The 14217-nt window shown below is 40.6% G+C and carries 15 protein-coding genes; 13 read left to right on the top strand and 2 right to left on the bottom strand.

The genetic code is table 11. The features are described 5' to 3' along the window. Positions 1 to 168 precede the first annotated feature (168 nt). The 9 genes from ABJH98_RS01470 to ABJH98_RS01430 are packed head-to-tail and all read left to right on the top strand — an operon-like array spanning position 169 to position 8750. Positions 169 to 1578, top strand: coding sequence for an MBL fold metallo-hydrolase (locus ABJH98_RS01470; protein WP_348305834.1), 1410 nt, complete (start codon positions 169 to 171; stop codon positions 1576 to 1578). Positions 1579 to 1584: 6 nt separating this feature from the next. Then, positions 1585 to 1899 (top strand): rhodanese-like domain-containing protein, encoded by a 315-nt coding sequence (locus ABJH98_RS01465; protein ID WP_348305833.1) that lies wholly within the window; start codon positions 1585 to 1587, stop codon positions 1897 to 1899. Between the two features lie 3 nt (positions 1900 to 1902). Next, positions 1903 to 2199: a metalloregulator ArsR/SmtB family transcription factor gene (locus ABJH98_RS01460; protein WP_348305832.1), complete on the top strand. Its 297-nt coding sequence runs from the start codon at positions 1903 to 1905 to the stop codon at positions 2197 to 2199. Between the two features lie 18 nt (positions 2200 to 2217). After that, on the top strand, positions 2218 to 3582 hold the full coding sequence (locus ABJH98_RS01455) for a TolC family protein (protein ID WP_348305831.1): 1365 nt from the start codon (positions 2218 to 2220) through the stop codon (positions 3580 to 3582). Between the two features lie 12 nt (positions 3583 to 3594). After that, positions 3595 to 4674 (top strand): efflux RND transporter periplasmic adaptor subunit, encoded by a 1080-nt coding sequence (locus ABJH98_RS01450; protein WP_348305830.1) that lies wholly within the window; start codon positions 3595 to 3597, stop codon positions 4672 to 4674. 1 nt (position 4675) lies between these two features. Continuing rightward, complete coding sequence (locus ABJH98_RS01445; RefSeq protein WP_348305829.1) at positions 4676 to 7912, top strand: efflux RND transporter permease subunit; 3237 nt, start codon at positions 4676 to 4678, stop codon at positions 7910 to 7912. Positions 7913 to 7923: 11 nt separating this feature from the next. Continuing rightward, positions 7924 to 8229 carry a hypothetical protein gene (locus tag ABJH98_RS01440; protein ID WP_348305828.1) on the top strand — a complete coding sequence of 102 codons (306 nt, stop codon included), beginning with the start codon at positions 7924 to 7926 and terminating at the stop codon, positions 8227 to 8229. Positions 8230 to 8247: 18 nt separating this feature from the next. Then, on the top strand, positions 8248 to 8433 hold the full coding sequence (locus tag ABJH98_RS01435; protein ID WP_348305827.1) for a DUF2892 domain-containing protein: 186 nt from the start codon (positions 8248 to 8250) through the stop codon (positions 8431 to 8433). After that, complete coding sequence (locus ABJH98_RS01430; RefSeq protein WP_348305826.1) at positions 8433 to 8750, top strand: rhodanese-like domain-containing protein; 318 nt, start codon at positions 8433 to 8435, stop codon at positions 8748 to 8750. Before ABJH98_RS01435 ends, ABJH98_RS01430 begins: the two co-directional genes overlap by 1 nt. 32 nt (positions 8751 to 8782) lie before the next feature. Here ABJH98_RS01430 and ABJH98_RS01425 read toward each other — a convergent pair whose 3' ends face one another. Further along, positions 8783 to 8998 carry a hypothetical protein gene (locus tag ABJH98_RS01425; RefSeq protein WP_348305825.1) on the bottom strand — a complete coding sequence of 72 codons (216 nt, stop codon included), beginning with the start codon at positions 8996 to 8998 and terminating at the stop codon, positions 8783 to 8785. A 122-nt stretch (positions 8999 to 9120) separates the two neighbouring features. Here ABJH98_RS01425 and ABJH98_RS01420 point away from each other — a divergent pair, with 122 nt between their 5' ends. Continuing rightward, entirely contained in the window at positions 9121 to 9687 is a 567-nt protein-coding gene (locus ABJH98_RS01420; RefSeq protein WP_348305824.1) for a YeeE/YedE thiosulfate transporter family protein, read from the top strand. A 19-nt stretch (positions 9688 to 9706) separates the two neighbouring features. Further along, positions 9707 to 10111, top strand: a complete 405-nt coding sequence (locus tag ABJH98_RS01415; RefSeq protein WP_348305823.1) for a DUF6691 family protein — start codon at positions 9707 to 9709, stop codon at positions 10109 to 10111. Positions 10112 to 10129: 18 nt separating this feature from the next. Here ABJH98_RS01415 and ABJH98_RS01410 read toward each other — a convergent pair whose 3' ends face one another. Further along, complete coding sequence (locus ABJH98_RS01410) at positions 10130 to 12175, bottom strand: helix-turn-helix domain-containing protein (RefSeq protein WP_348305822.1); 2046 nt, start codon at positions 12173 to 12175, stop codon at positions 10130 to 10132. Between the two features lie 224 nt (positions 12176 to 12399). On the opposite strand from ABJH98_RS01410, the gene ABJH98_RS01405 reads away from it, so the two are divergent. Then, the gene (locus ABJH98_RS01405) at positions 12400 to 12990 is read left to right on the top strand and encodes an ankyrin repeat domain-containing protein (protein ID WP_348305821.1); all 591 of its coding nucleotides are present in this window, start codon (positions 12400 to 12402) and stop codon (positions 12988 to 12990) included. A gap of 11 nt (positions 12991 to 13001) precedes the next feature. Then, complete coding sequence (locus tag ABJH98_RS01400) at positions 13002 to 14051, top strand: acyltransferase family protein (protein WP_348305820.1); 1050 nt, start codon at positions 13002 to 13004, stop codon at positions 14049 to 14051. Positions 14052 to 14217 lie beyond the last annotated feature (166 nt).

The raw sequence follows: 14217 nt of genomic DNA, 5'->3' as shown, positions 1-14217 counted from the left end.
TGCTATGACTGTAATATTCGATGAACTTAAGAATTGAAAGGCTGTTGATTTGGTGTAGGGTTTTCCTGCCGTTTCCAAAAGGTTATTTTATCTTCGTGTGACAAAAGTTACAAACCCATAGTTTTGACTAGCGTACATTTGCAATAAGATATCCAAAAAGGAATTACTATGAAAATAGAACAGATATACACAGGTTGCCTTGCACAAGGTGCTTACTACATTCAAAGTGGAAATGAAGCAGTTATTATTGACCCCTTGAGAGAAGTTGATTCTTATATAGAAAAGGCGAAGGAGAATGGAGCAACCATAAAATACATCTTTGAAACTCACTTTCACGCAGATTTCGTTTCAGGTCATGTAGACTTGGCAAAGAAGACAGGAGCCGAAATTGTATTTGGTCCAACAGCGACTACCGAGTTTGATAGCTATATTGGAACTGATGATGAAATTTTCGAGGTGGGAAAAGCAAAAATTAAATTGCTGCACACGCCTGGACATACCATGGAGAGTAGTACTTTTTTGCTCATAGATGAAGACGGAAAAGAAAAAGCTATTTTCTCAGGAGATACTTTGTTTATAGGAGATGTAGGAAGACCAGATCTAGCTGTGAAATCGGATTTAACTGAAGAGGATCTTGCAGGTTTTTTATTTGACAGTCTACGAAATAAAATCATGACTTTGCCAGATCATGTGGTGGTATATCCAGCCCATGGAGCTGGTTCGGCATGTGGTAAAAATATGTCGTCCGAGACGTGGGACACGCTGGGCAATCAAAAGAAAACAAACTACGCCTTGCGAGCAGATATGAGCAAGAAAGAGTTTATCAAAGAAGTAACTGAGGGAATTATGCCGCCACCACAGTATTTTGCTAAAAATGCCATGATGAACAAGTCGGGCTATGAAAGTATAGATACTGTGATGGAAACCGGAACAGTGGCCTTGGACGTAGAGACTTTCGAAGCCATGGCCAACCATGAAGGAGCGATGGTTCTTGATACGCGTCACCAAAATGACTTTGTAAAAGGACATATCCCTAACTCTATTTTTATTGGTATTGACGGAAACTTTGCCCCATGGGTAGGTGCTTTGATTACAGATTTGAAACAACCGATTGTGTTTTTAGCTGATGAGGGACGTGAAGAAGAAGTAGTCACGCGTCTGTCCAGAGTAGGGTATGACAATACGTTAGGGTATTTGAAAGGTGGTTTGGCCGCTTGGGAAGCTGCCGGTAAAGAAACTGACACGTTGGAATCTATTACTCCACAAGAATTTGAAGGTAGAATGAGTGAGGGCAATTTGGATGTGCTTGACGTAAGGAAACCAAGTGAATTTGAGGCAGAACACGTGGAAGAGTCGGCTATTTTCCCATTAGACTTTATCAATACACACATGAGTGAGGTAGACACCAATCATAAATATTATGTGTATTGCGCTGGTGGATATCGATCTGTGATTGCTTCTTCTATTATGAAATCACGTGGTATTCACGATTTAGTGAATGTGGAAGAGGGTTTCAAAGGAATCAGCCAAACTGGAATAAAAACAACGGAATATGTTTGTCCGTCAACTTTAAAATAGAATAGGATGTATCAGAATATTGATGAAATAGATTTTGCAGAGAAGTTTGAAGCAGATGCCAACGGCGTGTTGCTTGATGTGAGAACTCAGGAAGAATACGATGGCGGATTCATCGCTGGCTGTGAGTTGATGGATATTTTCCAGCCAGACTTCAAAAGCAAACTAGAAGGACTGGACAAGTCCAAAAACTACTATGTGTACTGCCGGAGTGGCAATCGTAGTGGACAGGCTTGCGGCTTGATGGCTCAGATGGGTTTCACTGGAGAACTCTATAACCTTGAAGGAGGAGTTTTGGGTTGGACACAGGATTTAGAATATTGAAAAATGAGTCAATTGATTGAAGAAGAGGATAAGCTGGAAAAAGTGGCCTTCATACTGAAGACTATCGGTCATCCGGTGAGATTAAAAATTCTTTCGTTGTTATCCGAATTTCAGCAAATGAGCGTCAATGAGATTAGTGAAAAATGTGAGGTAGAGCAATCGCTCATCTCACATCACTTGACCAACATGAAGCTCAAAGGTGTACTTCAGAGCGAAAGAGAAGGTAAGAGTATTTACTACAGCATCAAGTTGATGGAGGTACTCAATGTGATAGACTGTATGTCTAAATGTAAGATTTAAAAAAATTTACACTTAAATATGAAAATATTAACATATATACATAATAATATATCAAAGTTACTGACAGTGATTTTGATTATAGCAACGGCCTATCAGAGCCTGGCTCAGGCTAAGAAGCCTATGACTATAGAAGAGGTCATTGGAAAAGTACAGCAGCAAAATTGGGATTTGAAAAAGATGAACCAGCAAGTAGGCATGGCTTCATCAGAAAGTAAATCCGCCAATTCCGTGTTTTTGCCGTCAGTCAATTTTACGGAGACATTTACCAATACCACAGATCCTATGTTGGCTTTTGGAACCAAATTAGGTCAATCGTCGATCGAACAAGCTGATTTTATTCCTGCTGTTTTGAATGACCCAGATCAGATTTCAAATTTCAGTACTAGCATCAATGTTGAGCAGCCACTTTTTAATCTGGATGGTCTTTATGGACGAAAGGCTGCTCGCAAACAATCGGAAGCAAGCCTTTATAATAGGGAATGGATTCAAAAGATGATGGTCATCAAGGCCAAAAGCCTCTATTATCAATTGGTGCTGTCGAAACGTGCTGAGCAGGTGATGATGCAAATGAAAAGTGCGTCAGCTGCTAATCAAGAAGTGGCTCAGGGATTATTTGATCAGGGGATCATTACTCTTGCTGATTTACTCGGGGCTCAATTGCGATTGAAGCAAGTAGAAAGCGAATGGCTTAAGGCCAAACATCAAGTAGAACGATCTAATTCGGAATTGCTCCAACAAATGGGTGAAACGGATTCGTATCAAATCGACCCTGTGGATTCATTGCCTATTCCTCTGGAGGCTCAAAGTATGTTGTCAGATTCCAAGATTTCTCAGGAAAGGGCTGACTTGAAAGCATTGAAACTCAAGGCAGAAGCCGCGGAATTTGGATGGCTATCTCAGAAGGGGAGTTTTGCTCCTAGGATCAATGCTTTTGGTAGGTACACTTTCAATGATACACAGTTTTTCGGTACGCAAGGCAATAATTACCTAGTTGGTGTACAACTCAAATGGGATATTTTCAATGGAGGAAAGCAACTAGGAGCCACTCAAAAAGCTCGATACGAAAGTCAGTTTGCACAAATTGAATTGGAAGAAACGCAAAGCCGAGCTCATCATGAGTTGCACCAACTCAAAAATGATTTCGAGCTTTCTATCAAACAAATTGAGTTGGCGGGTTTAAGTGCCGATCAAGCTAGAGAGTTGCTCCAAATCCGTCAAGATAGATTTGGCCAAGGAATGGAAAAAACTTCTGATCTGCTCATGGCAGAATCTAATTACATGAATCAGGAAATACAATTATTAAAAGCACAGCATGCCTATCTGCAATTGATGTTTCAGTTGGAGGCGGCTATATCAGAAAATCTAACAGATGAAAATCTTTAAAACGCATAAACGATGAAATCAATATTTAGAATATCAACCACACTAGCTGCAGTGATTTGGTTAGTCGCCTGTGGCACTGAAAATAAGCCAGAAAGCACTGAAAAGATTCCAATGAAAGTAGTAGTTCAGCAAGTGGAAGAGCAAGACTTTACCAGTACATTATTGTATGCAGGTCAAGTGGTTTCACTTAACCAATCAGTATTAAGTACAAAAACAATGGGACAGGTGAGTCAAGTTCTTGTAAAAGCTGGGGATCATGTTTCAGTAGGAGACTTGTTGGTTACGATTAAAAGCAAAGGCGTGAATGCACAATTAGCTTCTGCTAAAGCTATGTTGGATGAGGCTATTGCTGTTCAAGCAAATGCCGACAAATCAATGGAACGAATGAGTAACCTTAAAGCTCAAGGCAGTGCGACACAGGAACAGTTGGATCAAGCAATGACAGCCAGGGATATGGCGAATGCAAGGGTAAATTCAGCTCGTCATCAAGTGGCAAATGTGGAAGAGTTATTGTCCTATGCGAATATTAGGTCACATATTGATGGATTTGTATCTGCAAAATATGTGAACCCTGGAGATATGGCCAATCCTGGCAGTCCACTGCTTGCCTTAGAATCTACGCAGCAGCTTAAGATTGACATTAACGTACCCGAGTTTGAAGTGGGTTTATTCAATGAAGGTGATGAGGTTACAATCTATTTGAATGCATTCAAGGATCAAACTTTTAAAGGTTTCGTCGATAAGGTTATACCGTCTTCGGCTTATTCTGGAACGCAATTTAAAGTATCCGTCCTTATGGAAAATGCTCCGAAGTCTGTAATGCCAGGCATGTTTGGTCGGGTAGAACGTCAGGGTGCCAGTATCAAGAAAGTCATTATTCCAGCATCTGCTTTGAATAGTAGAGGCCAACTGACAGGCGTGTTTGTAATTAGTGATCAAAATGAGGCCATGCAGAGATGGTTGAGACTGGGACGAGAATCAGGTCAAGGGTATGAAGTGCTCGCTGGTCTTGACTTAGGAGAACAGTTCATTGTTTCTAGCGAAGGGCTCTTGAAAGATGGTATGAAAGTTACAACTACAAAATCAAAATAAAATGAGTGGATTAGCAGGGAATTTGGCCAGTCAATTCATCAACTCTAAGCTTACGCCGTTGTTGATGATTGCCTTCATGGCCATAGGAATATACAGTGCAATGCTAACACCTAAAGAGGAGGAGCCGCAAATTGATGTACCCATAGCAGATATCTTTTTGCAGTTTCCAGGTGCTGGAAGTGTAGAGGTAGAGTCAAGAATAGTTAAACCTTTAGAGGCCTTAATAGCTGATATACCAGGTGTAGAATATGTCTATTCTCAATCTATGGAAGGACAGGCATTTTTAGTCGTGCGGTATTATGTAGGAGAGGATATTGAGCGGAGTATAGTCAAACTCTACAACGAAATTGAGAAACACATGGATCAAATGCCTGCGGGAGTAAGCATGCCGCTGATCAAGACGCGTTCTATTGATGATGTGCCGATGCTGAGTTTGTCATTTTTTGGTGAGCGTTATTCAGATTATGAAATCAAGCGACTCGTGGAACAAGTCTCATTGGAAGTGGAAAAGGTTGAAGATGTGAGTACAGTGAAATTATATGGAGGACGAAGTCGCAATATTCAGGTGATTCTCAATCCACAGCAGATGACCTTACATCGAGTTGATTTTAGCTCTGTATCTCAAGCGATCCAAGGGGCAAACCAACAGCGACATGCAGGGAACTTCAATAAAAGAAACTATACTTATCGAGTTCAAGCAGGCAATTTTATTAAAAATGCTGAAGAATTAGAAAGCCTTGTCGTAGGAGTGGAGGGTAATTCTCCGGTTTATTTGAAGCAGATAGCGAAAGTCTTAGATGGCCCAGAAGAACCTTCAGAATATGTAACCTTCGGATATGGTGAAGCCAGTTCGATGGAGAAAGCTAAGATGCCATTAGACTATTCGGCGGTTTCTTTATCTGTAGCCAAAAGAAGAGGTTCGGATGCCATGCAGATTGCTAGTCAGGTGCTGAATAAGATTGAAAACCTAAAAGGAGATTTGATTCCGTCAGATGTTCGAGTAGAAGTCACTAGAAATTATGGAGAGACTGCTTCTCACAAGGTAAGTGAGCTAATGGTACACTTAGCATCTGCTATTCTTGCGGTGACTATCGTTGTCGCGTTAGCGATGGGTTGGCGAGGAGGTTTGGTAGTTTTTCTATCTGTGCCAGTCACTTTTGCATTGACACTTTTTGTGTATTATTTATTCGGATACACACTGAACAGAATCACACTTTTCGCATTGGTTTTTGTGACTGGTATAGTCGTCGATGACTCTATCATCATTGCAGAAAACATGCACAGGCATTTCAGAATGAAGAAAAAGCCATTTATGCAAGCGGCCATAGCCTCCATCAATGAAGTTGGCAATCCTACGATCTTAGCAACATTCACAGTCATTGCTGCAGTACTTCCGATGATCTTCGTGTCTGGTTTGATGGGGCCATATATGAGCCCAATGCCAATAGGAGCATCTATGGCTATGTTCTTCTCGTTATTGGTGGCTTTGATCATCACACCGTATTTGGCTTACCATTTATTGAAGAATGACAATAGTGAAGAAGCTCATTTTGTATTGGAAGATACTTTCATCTATAGATGGTATCAGCGTATGGTTCAGCCGCTGATTGATAGCCCGGCTAAACGTTGGTCGTTTATTGGTGCGATATCCCTACTCATGTTTGCCTCTTTTACGCTGGTATATTTCAAAATGGTAGCGGTAAAGATGTTGCCGTTTGATAACAAAAATGAATTTCAAGTGGTCATTGATATGCCAGAAGGAAGCCCGCTGGAAAAGACAGCTGCTGTAACAAAGGAAATCGCTTTGTATCTAAAGAATCAACCCGAAGTGGTTAATTATCAAACCTATGTAGGCACTGCGGCTCCTATCAATTTTAATGGATTGGTTCGACACTATGATTTGAGAAAATCTGGTCATGTGGGAGATATTCAAGTCAATCTTTTACCGAAAGGGGAAAGAGACTTGCAGAGTCATGATATCGCTAAGATCGTTCGTCCTGAAGTGCAGCGAATTGCGATGAAATATGGTGCGAACGCCAAGGTAGTAGAAGTGCCTCCTGGGCCACCCGTAATTTCTACCATCGTGGCGGAAGTTTATGGTGGAAATACCGATGAGCAGGTAGAAATCGCAAGACAGATCAAAGAGAAGCTATCAGGAATTGATGATGTGGTAGATGTGGATTGGATGGTAGAGTCGGATCAGATCACTTATGACTTTGTAGTGGATAAGGAACGTGCAATGATGAACGGAATTTCTACTGGTGGCATTATAAATGAAATTCAGACCGCATTGAACGGTTTTGATGCGACATTCCTACACGATGTCAATGAAGTGAGCCCAACGCCAATACACCTTCGGGTGAATGAGGCAGGTCGCTCATCAGTCAATGATTTGAATAAATTAACCATTAGAACCCAGACAGGAGATATGATAGCTGTAGGTGACTTGGTGAAAGTAGAAGAACGATTGCAAGACAAAAGCATCTTCAGAAAAAATCAGAAACGTGTGGTATATGTGGTGGCTGATATGGCGGGACAATTAGAATCACCAGTTTATGCGATCCTTACAGCTTCCGAACAGCTAAAGGAAATCAATGTGCCAGAGGGTTATGAACTGAAAGAGTTCTTTGCGACGCAGCCCTTTATGGAAGAAGATTTTGGAGTCAAATGGGATGGAGAGTGGCATATTACCTACGAGGTATTTCGTGATTTGGGCAGTGCCTTTGCAGTGGTTCTCATCATTATTTACTTACTGATTGTCGGCTGGTTTCAAGATTTTAAAGTGCCATTCGTCATGATGATTGCCATTCCACTTTCGCTGGTTGGAATATTGGTGGGCCATTGGTGGTTGGGTGCTTTTTTTACTGCCACTTCCATGATCGGGATGATAGCCTTGGCCGGTATCATGGTTAGAAATTCCATTTTACTCATCGATTTTATCAATATCAGATTGGATGACGGGGTGCCGTTGGCACAAGCAGTCATAGAAGCTGGAGCCGTACGTACAACTCCAATCTTGCTAACGGCAGGGACAGTAGTGATCGGAGCTTTTGTGATTTTGTTTGATCCTATTTTTCAAGGATTGGCGATTTCACTCATGGGTGGTTCGATCGCATCAACCATTCTGACTTTACTGATCGTACCATTGATCTATTATATGACCGAAAGACATAAATATTTGGATCGTGAAACAGATACAGTAGCAGTTGAAAAGCCTAATCAAGTAGACCATAACTAAAGAATTCAATAATGAAACAAGTCGTTGTATTATCAGTCAAAGATTTTGAGTCTGAATTGCAGACCATGCTGAAAGGATTGGAAATTCCAATTTTCAGTAAAGTAGATATCGAAGGATGTAAAAGTACTCATGGGAGTGTTGATTTATCCAATTGGTTTGCCAGTAGTCGAGACTCAGATTTTTCAGTCATGTATTTCGCTTTTGTTCCAGACGAAGTAGGACATCAGATTTTGGATGCCATTCAGGATTGGAACATCAATCAGCAGGCAATGAGTCCAATGCATGCTTTTCTTCAACCAGTAGAAAGAAGTGTTTAATTTTTAAATTTTAATAAAATGAGAGAAAGAATAATAAGAGCCATCGCTGGCATATTTATATTGACCAGCTTAGTATTAGGTATTTGGGTCAATCCCAATTGGTTTTGGATGACGGGATTTGTGGGAGTCAATCTCTTGCAGTCTTCCATGACTAAATGGTGTTTGCTAAATGACATCCTTGCAAAATTAAACGTAGAAAAATAATGGGATTATTGGATCTGTTTGGATTTGGAAAAAGGAAAGAACAAATGAAAGAAGCTATAAAAAATGGGGCGCTCATCGTTGATGTACGCACACCTGGAGAGTTTATGGGAGGTCACGTAGATGGCTCAGAAAACATTCCTTTGGGATCGGTGGGTGCTCAGTTGGCCAGCCTGAAAGCAAAAGGTAAACCAGTTGTATTTTGTTGTGCCAGTGGAATGAGAAGTGGATCAGCTGCCAGCCAAGCCAAAAGTGCAGGCATCGAAGCCTACAATGGCGGAGGTTGGATGAGCCTCAATGGATTAATGCTAAATTTGTAAAAAAAGCAACCGATGTCTTTGTTAGATGTCGGTTACTTACTTTTTAATGCTTTTTTGAATCCAAAGAAAATCAATCCCACCCAAGGTACTCCATGCAGGCCTAGATCAAAATAATCCATGGGTTGCATGCCTACACCACCACCCAGAATCCAACGAATTTTGCCTACTAAGTGTGGTTCTGGAAAGAAGGGAGCTAGTCCAAGTGTAAGTGACAATAGTAGGAATAGTGTAAGATAGGATTGTTTCATGAAGTGATTTTTTAATTGGCTTAATGATACAAACTACATATCAAGTGAAAGGTAACATTTGTTACATAAGGGTCTGATATATTCTCTTACTTTTGTCGGTTCACAAATGGAATAAGGATTAGATGTTAGATTGGATTAGCCAGCCTTGGCCATGGTATGTCGCCGGGCCATTGATTTCGGTAGTGATGTTCTTAATGCTCTATTTTGGTAAAAAGTTTGGCGTTTCGAGCAATTTGCGCACCATGTGCAGTATGGTAGGTGCAGGAAAAGTGAGTGAATTCTTTCGATTCAATTGGAAGGAGGATATTTGGAACCTTGTGTTTGTCTTAGGAGGGCTGATTGGCGGATACATAGCCAAGGAATATCTGAGTGTTTCGGAATCTGTGGGCATTTCAGAAGCTACCATTATCCAGCTAAAAGCTTTAGGTATTGAAAACCCTGGCTCCACATATCTTCCAGAATCTATTTTTACGTGGGAGGCGCTTTCTACTCCGAAATATGCCTTGATGTTAATTATTGGAGGCGTACTGGTTGGATTCGGAACGCGCTATGCTGGCGGTTGCACTTCTGGTCATGCGATCAGTGGATTGAGCAATCTACAATGGCCTTCTTTGATTGCAGTAATTGGCTTCTTCATTGGAGGACTGATTATGACTCATTTTATCCTACCATTTCTCTTGACTACTTAATTCAGGCACAATGAAATTCATGAAATACTTATTTACTGGTATCCTATTCGGAATTGTGCTTACCAAAGCAGAAGTGATCTCCTGGTATCGGATATATGAAATGTTTAGTTTTCAGTCTTTTCATATGTATGGTGTCATCGGTTCGGCTGTGCTACTGGGTGTTGTAATTACACAAAGCATTAAACATTTTAAATTGAAGTCTATTGAAGGTGAACCTATAAAGGTCGAATCCAAGTTTCCTGACTTTTGGAGATATCTCATAGGCGGCACTTGTTTTGGCTTGGGATGGGCCATGACTGGTGCATGTCCAGGACCTATGTTTATTTTGGTAGGCTATGGAGCATCAGTTTTTGGTCTTGTCATTCTATCAGCTATGTTCGGTACATTCCTTTATGGAGTATTGAGAAAACATTTGCCACATTGATTTAAGTTTTTTGTTTCCTCAAATTTGACCTTTCAGCAGATCAGCCGTCTTTTTGTGTTTATTCCAGAATTTATCCTTGATCTTTTTGGTAATTTTTTTAAAGTCAGGATGGCCATACAATTGCTCCATAATAGGATCCTTTTCTAGAAATAGAATAAACCAATAATGATAGTTTTCTTGTTCAGAAAAAGCAGCGTAGTGCCCCATGGCTTTTCCTGTATCCTCAATACAAGCGTAATAAGCAGTTAGAATGAGGTCGTGATAGATGGACTCGTCCTCTTGGGCAAAGTCTAAATAAGAGGCCAAATATTTTTTTGATTCTTCTATTTCTCCAAGCTGCTTCAGCACATAAGCTATCTTAATATCCTCACCTTGATAGATGTTCAAATCCAGCGATTGTTTGATTTGGATCAACTTTTCATAATAGTGCCAAGCAGTTTCATAATCTCTTAGCGCATAAGATGTCTTGGCGACTTCCTGAATGAGGTCTATGCGAGTGGTGTCTTTGTTCAACGTCTGAATGAGCGATTTTTGAGCGATTTTCAGATTAAAATTTTCGGCCAAGCGCAAGTATGTGTATAGCGTCTCGGAATAGAGATTGTCTGGGTTGTAGGCAAGTGATTTTTTGATATACCGCTCTGATTCCTTTATAAATCCAGATTGTGCTAAAGCATTGCTCAGATGTAAATAAGTAAAACTGGCTATGGTGGAGTCTTGTCCGGCTACACCCGCTTGAATGCCCTGTAGTGCGTGTTTCAGATACAGCTCAGCATTAGGTAAGTAAGTCGTGTAAATGTCGGATAAGCAGTTGTGTACCCATCCCGCATGAGGATTGCGTTCTAGCACTTTCTCATAATACTGAGCAGCCAAGGTGTATTGACGATCTTGCATATAAAACGAAGCTTTGGCAATCAGGCTTTCGCCGAGTTCGGGGTCTAGTAGCATGGCCCGATCCGCGTAGGTATTGATCTCTAACCCATATTGCTTATCAGTTTGAAAAAGATCCAGGTAGTAATAGCATATGGCGATGTAGGCATAGGCTGCAGCAAATTGCTCATCTTCAGCTATAGCTTTTTCGAAAAAACCGAGTGCAGCCGTCAACCCTTCGCTTGTTTCTTGACGTGCGAACTCCAATCCCTGTAAATAATAATCGTATGCGATCATGTTTTCAGTTGGGATTTTCTCGATTCGTTGCTCTTCTTCGGGTGTGATCACAGCTTCTATCTCCATGGCAATATTTTTGGCTACTTCCATCTGGAGTTGAAAGATGTCTTTCGACTTCCTTTCGTAGCGCTGAGACCAAATCGGGTGGTCATTTCTGGCATCAATTAATTGAATAGACAGCAAAATCTGATCGCCAATTTTTTGGCCGCTACCCTCTATAAAGTAGTTGACGTTCAATTCTTCGGAAAGTTCAGGGATGGTTCTGATGACTTCACGATACTTTTCGACGGTAGTTCTACTCGTTACTTTGAGGTCTTCAATTTTTTGAAGGTTATTCAGAATGGCATCTGTGAGCCCGTTGATCAGGTAAACATTGGTAGCATCATCGCTGTTGTTTTTGAAAGGCAATACTGCAATGGATTTTTCCAGCAGGAGGGTTGTTTCATTTATATCTTGGGTGTAGAAAAAAAGTAGTGATCCTACGATCAATAAACCAATGACAATGCCAATGAAAATAGTGGGTTTAGATTTTTTAGGCGGAGGGACTTCTGATTGTTCTAAGCTTCTCTTGCCCTCTTCTCCCGGAGGATAACCGTAATGCTCACGAAAGCATTTGGTGAAATAGGAGGTGCTGCTAAATCCAACTTTGTAAGAAATTTCAGAAACATTCAAATTTCCTTCATTCAGCAATTCCTTGGCGTGGTGCAGGCGAACCTGACGGATCAAAAGACTTACGGATAGCCCCGTAGCACTTTTTACTTTACGCAGTAGATTGGAACGACTCATGCTGATTTGATCAGCCAGTTCTGTTACACCAAAATTTTCATCAGATAGATTTTCTTCAATAGCGGCAATCACTTTGTTCAGAAACTCATTTTTGGCATATGGAAATTCCGACATCTATCTATGTTTAGGTGGCTACAATACTCGACAAGAATACGGCCATTTGCAAGTATTATCTAGGGTCAAAAAGAACCATTTGCGTCATAGTTTATAGTCGTGAGTCATAGTTTTCAATGAATATGCATAGTTGACAAACCCTGCTTCATGGTTGATTTTCGAATGATTTTGCCATTCCGACCTTTGTCTTATCAAAATCTAAATAAAAAATTAAAATCAAAATCATGAAAAATTTAAAAATGAATTCAATTGAAAACTGGTGTAACATAATGATTGTAGTAGTCATTTTAGGGTTAGGATCTTGTGATACTAAGAAGGAGACATCTGACAATCAAGAGTCAAAAAATCAAGCACCAAATATGACCATACATGAAGCTACTTTCATGGGGGACTTTGATGCTGTGCAAGCACATATAGCTGCCAAATCTGATTTAAATGAAAAAGATGCTTATGGTTCAGCACCTTTGACAGTCGCAGCTACATTTGGAAAAACAGAAATAGCCAAGCTGTTGATTCAATCTGGAGCAGATCTGAATGTGACAGGTGGAGACGGTTCTACGCCATTACATACATCAGCTTTCTTCTGTCGGGTAGAGATTGTGAAGGCGCTATTGGAAAAAGGAGCTGATGTAACCATTAGAAACAACTTTGGAGCTACTGCGCTGGAGTCTGTTACTGGTCCGTTCGAAAATGTAAAAATGATTTATGAGCAATTCAGTAAAAATTTGGGGCCAATGGGGCTTAAACTCGATTATGATTATATAGAAAAGACCAGACCTGAAATCGCAAAATTGATAAGCGCACAAGGTAAATAATTATCTCTGATATGTCATTAGATAATAGAAGATACGATATTGACTGGTTGCGAGTCATTGCCATTGCGCTCTTACTGATATATCACATCGCTATTGGCTTTCAGCCATGGGGAGTGTTTATCGGATTTATTCAAAACAACGATTCATTAGAGAGCATCTGGATTCCCATGTCTATGCTCAACGTTTGGAGAATTCCATTGCTCTTTTTTGTGTCGGGGATGGGCGTGTATTTTGCCATCCAAAGACGAGACTGGAAGGAGCTGTTGATCGAAAGATCCAAAAGAATACTTGTGCCATTCCTGTTTGGGATGGCAGCTATCGTGCCGCTTCATATTTTCTTGTGGCAAGGGTATTACCATCAAGATAGTAACTATGTATTTAACCCTGCTCACTTGTGGTTTTTAGGAAATATTTTCATTTACGTGCTGGTACTTTCTCCATTATTCTTCTACCTCAAGAAAAATAGTGAGAGGGCCATTCATCTTTTTTTGAAAAAAGTACTAGGTCATCCCGCTGGGCTCCTCTTAGTCATGATTCCATTCGTATTAGAGGCGGTAATTGTTCAGCCTACTAATTTCGAATTGTATGCCATGACCATGCATGGGTTCTGGCTTGGGCTAGTTGCTTTTCTTGTCGGCTTTTGCTGTGTGTACAGCGGCGCGTCTTTTTGGAAAATGGTCACCTCGTATCGATATCCGCTACTCGTTTTAGCCTTGGGGTTATATCTGGTAAGGCTTGCATTTTTTGAACTTAAAAGTCCTGACTACCTCATCGCCATAGAATCCAACTTTTGGATATTCACCGTATTTGGATTTGGACATAAGTACCTCAATCGCCCAAGCAATTTGCTCAGCTACCTGAGCCAAGCGGCCTACCCGATATATATCATTCACATGGTGTATCTCTACTTAGGGTCGGTGTTTTTATTCGGGTTGGAGCTACCGGCTATGAGTAAGTATTTGATCCTCATCGCATTCACCAATGTCGCTTGTTTTCTTACCTATGAGTTTGTTATTCGCAGAATTCGAGTATTAAGACCCTTGTTTGGACTCAAGGTGTAACACAATTTCTTTTCAACCATCTCTATATTAGACACCTCTCGCAAGACCGAATATACAGTTCTTGCGAGAGGTTTTTTCTTGACCCATTTGATGCTAATGCAAAAAGTTCTATCATTAAGTAAATGAAGTCCAACTATGGCTTTTCGAAACTCGATTGAAGCAATAA

The organism is Reichenbachiella sp. (assembly GCF_039969095.1).
In the GTDB taxonomy this organism is placed as follows: Bacteria; Bacteroidota; Bacteroidia; order Cytophagales; family Cyclobacteriaceae; genus Reichenbachiella.
The sequence above is the reverse complement of the archived record's forward strand: the minus strand, read 5'-3'. Positions and strand labels throughout refer to the sequence as shown.

What these genes read in the sequence shown, in the direction of transcription:
- ABJH98_RS01445 (WP_348305829.1), top strand. Translation starts at nt 4,676, where the DNA reads ATGAGTGGATTAGCAGGGAATTTGGCCAGTCAATTCATCAACTCTAAG.
- ABJH98_RS01460 (WP_348305832.1), top strand. Translation starts at nt 1,903, where the DNA reads ATGAGTCAATTGATTGAAGAAGAGGATAAGCTGGAAAAAGTGGCCTTC.
- ABJH98_RS01470 (WP_348305834.1), top strand. Translation starts at nt 169, where the DNA reads ATGAAAATAGAACAGATATACACAGGTTGCCTTGCACAAGGTGCTTAC.
- ABJH98_RS01450 (WP_348305830.1), top strand. Translation starts at nt 3,595, where the DNA reads ATGAAATCAATATTTAGAATATCAACCACACTAGCTGCAGTGATTTGG.
- ABJH98_RS01425 (WP_348305825.1), bottom strand. Translation starts at nt 8,998, where the DNA reads ATGAAACAATCCTATCTTACACTATTCCTACTATTGTCACTTACACTT.
- ABJH98_RS01410 (WP_348305822.1), bottom strand. Translation starts at nt 12,175, where the DNA reads ATGTCGGAATTTCCATATGCCAAAAATGAGTTTCTGAACAAAGTGATT.
- ABJH98_RS01440 (WP_348305828.1), top strand. Translation starts at nt 7,924, where the DNA reads ATGAAACAAGTCGTTGTATTATCAGTCAAAGATTTTGAGTCTGAATTG.
- ABJH98_RS01415 (WP_348305823.1), top strand. Translation starts at nt 9,707, where the DNA reads ATGAAATACTTATTTACTGGTATCCTATTCGGAATTGTGCTTACCAAA.
- ABJH98_RS01405 (WP_348305821.1), top strand. Translation starts at nt 12,400, where the DNA reads ATGAAAAATTTAAAAATGAATTCAATTGAAAACTGGTGTAACATAATG.
- ABJH98_RS01455 (WP_348305831.1), top strand. Translation starts at nt 2,218, where the DNA reads ATGAAAATATTAACATATATACATAATAATATATCAAAGTTACTGACA.
- ABJH98_RS01465 (WP_348305833.1), top strand. Translation starts at nt 1,585, where the DNA reads ATGTATCAGAATATTGATGAAATAGATTTTGCAGAGAAGTTTGAAGCA.
- ABJH98_RS01435 (WP_348305827.1), top strand. Translation starts at nt 8,248, where the DNA reads ATGAGAGAAAGAATAATAAGAGCCATCGCTGGCATATTTATATTGACC.
- ABJH98_RS01420 (WP_348305824.1), top strand. Translation starts at nt 9,121, where the DNA reads ATGTTAGATTGGATTAGCCAGCCTTGGCCATGGTATGTCGCCGGGCCA.
- ABJH98_RS01400 (WP_348305820.1), top strand. Translation starts at nt 13,002, where the DNA reads ATGTCATTAGATAATAGAAGATACGATATTGACTGGTTGCGAGTCATT.
- ABJH98_RS01430 (WP_348305826.1), top strand. Translation starts at nt 8,433, where the DNA reads ATGGGATTATTGGATCTGTTTGGATTTGGAAAAAGGAAAGAACAAATG.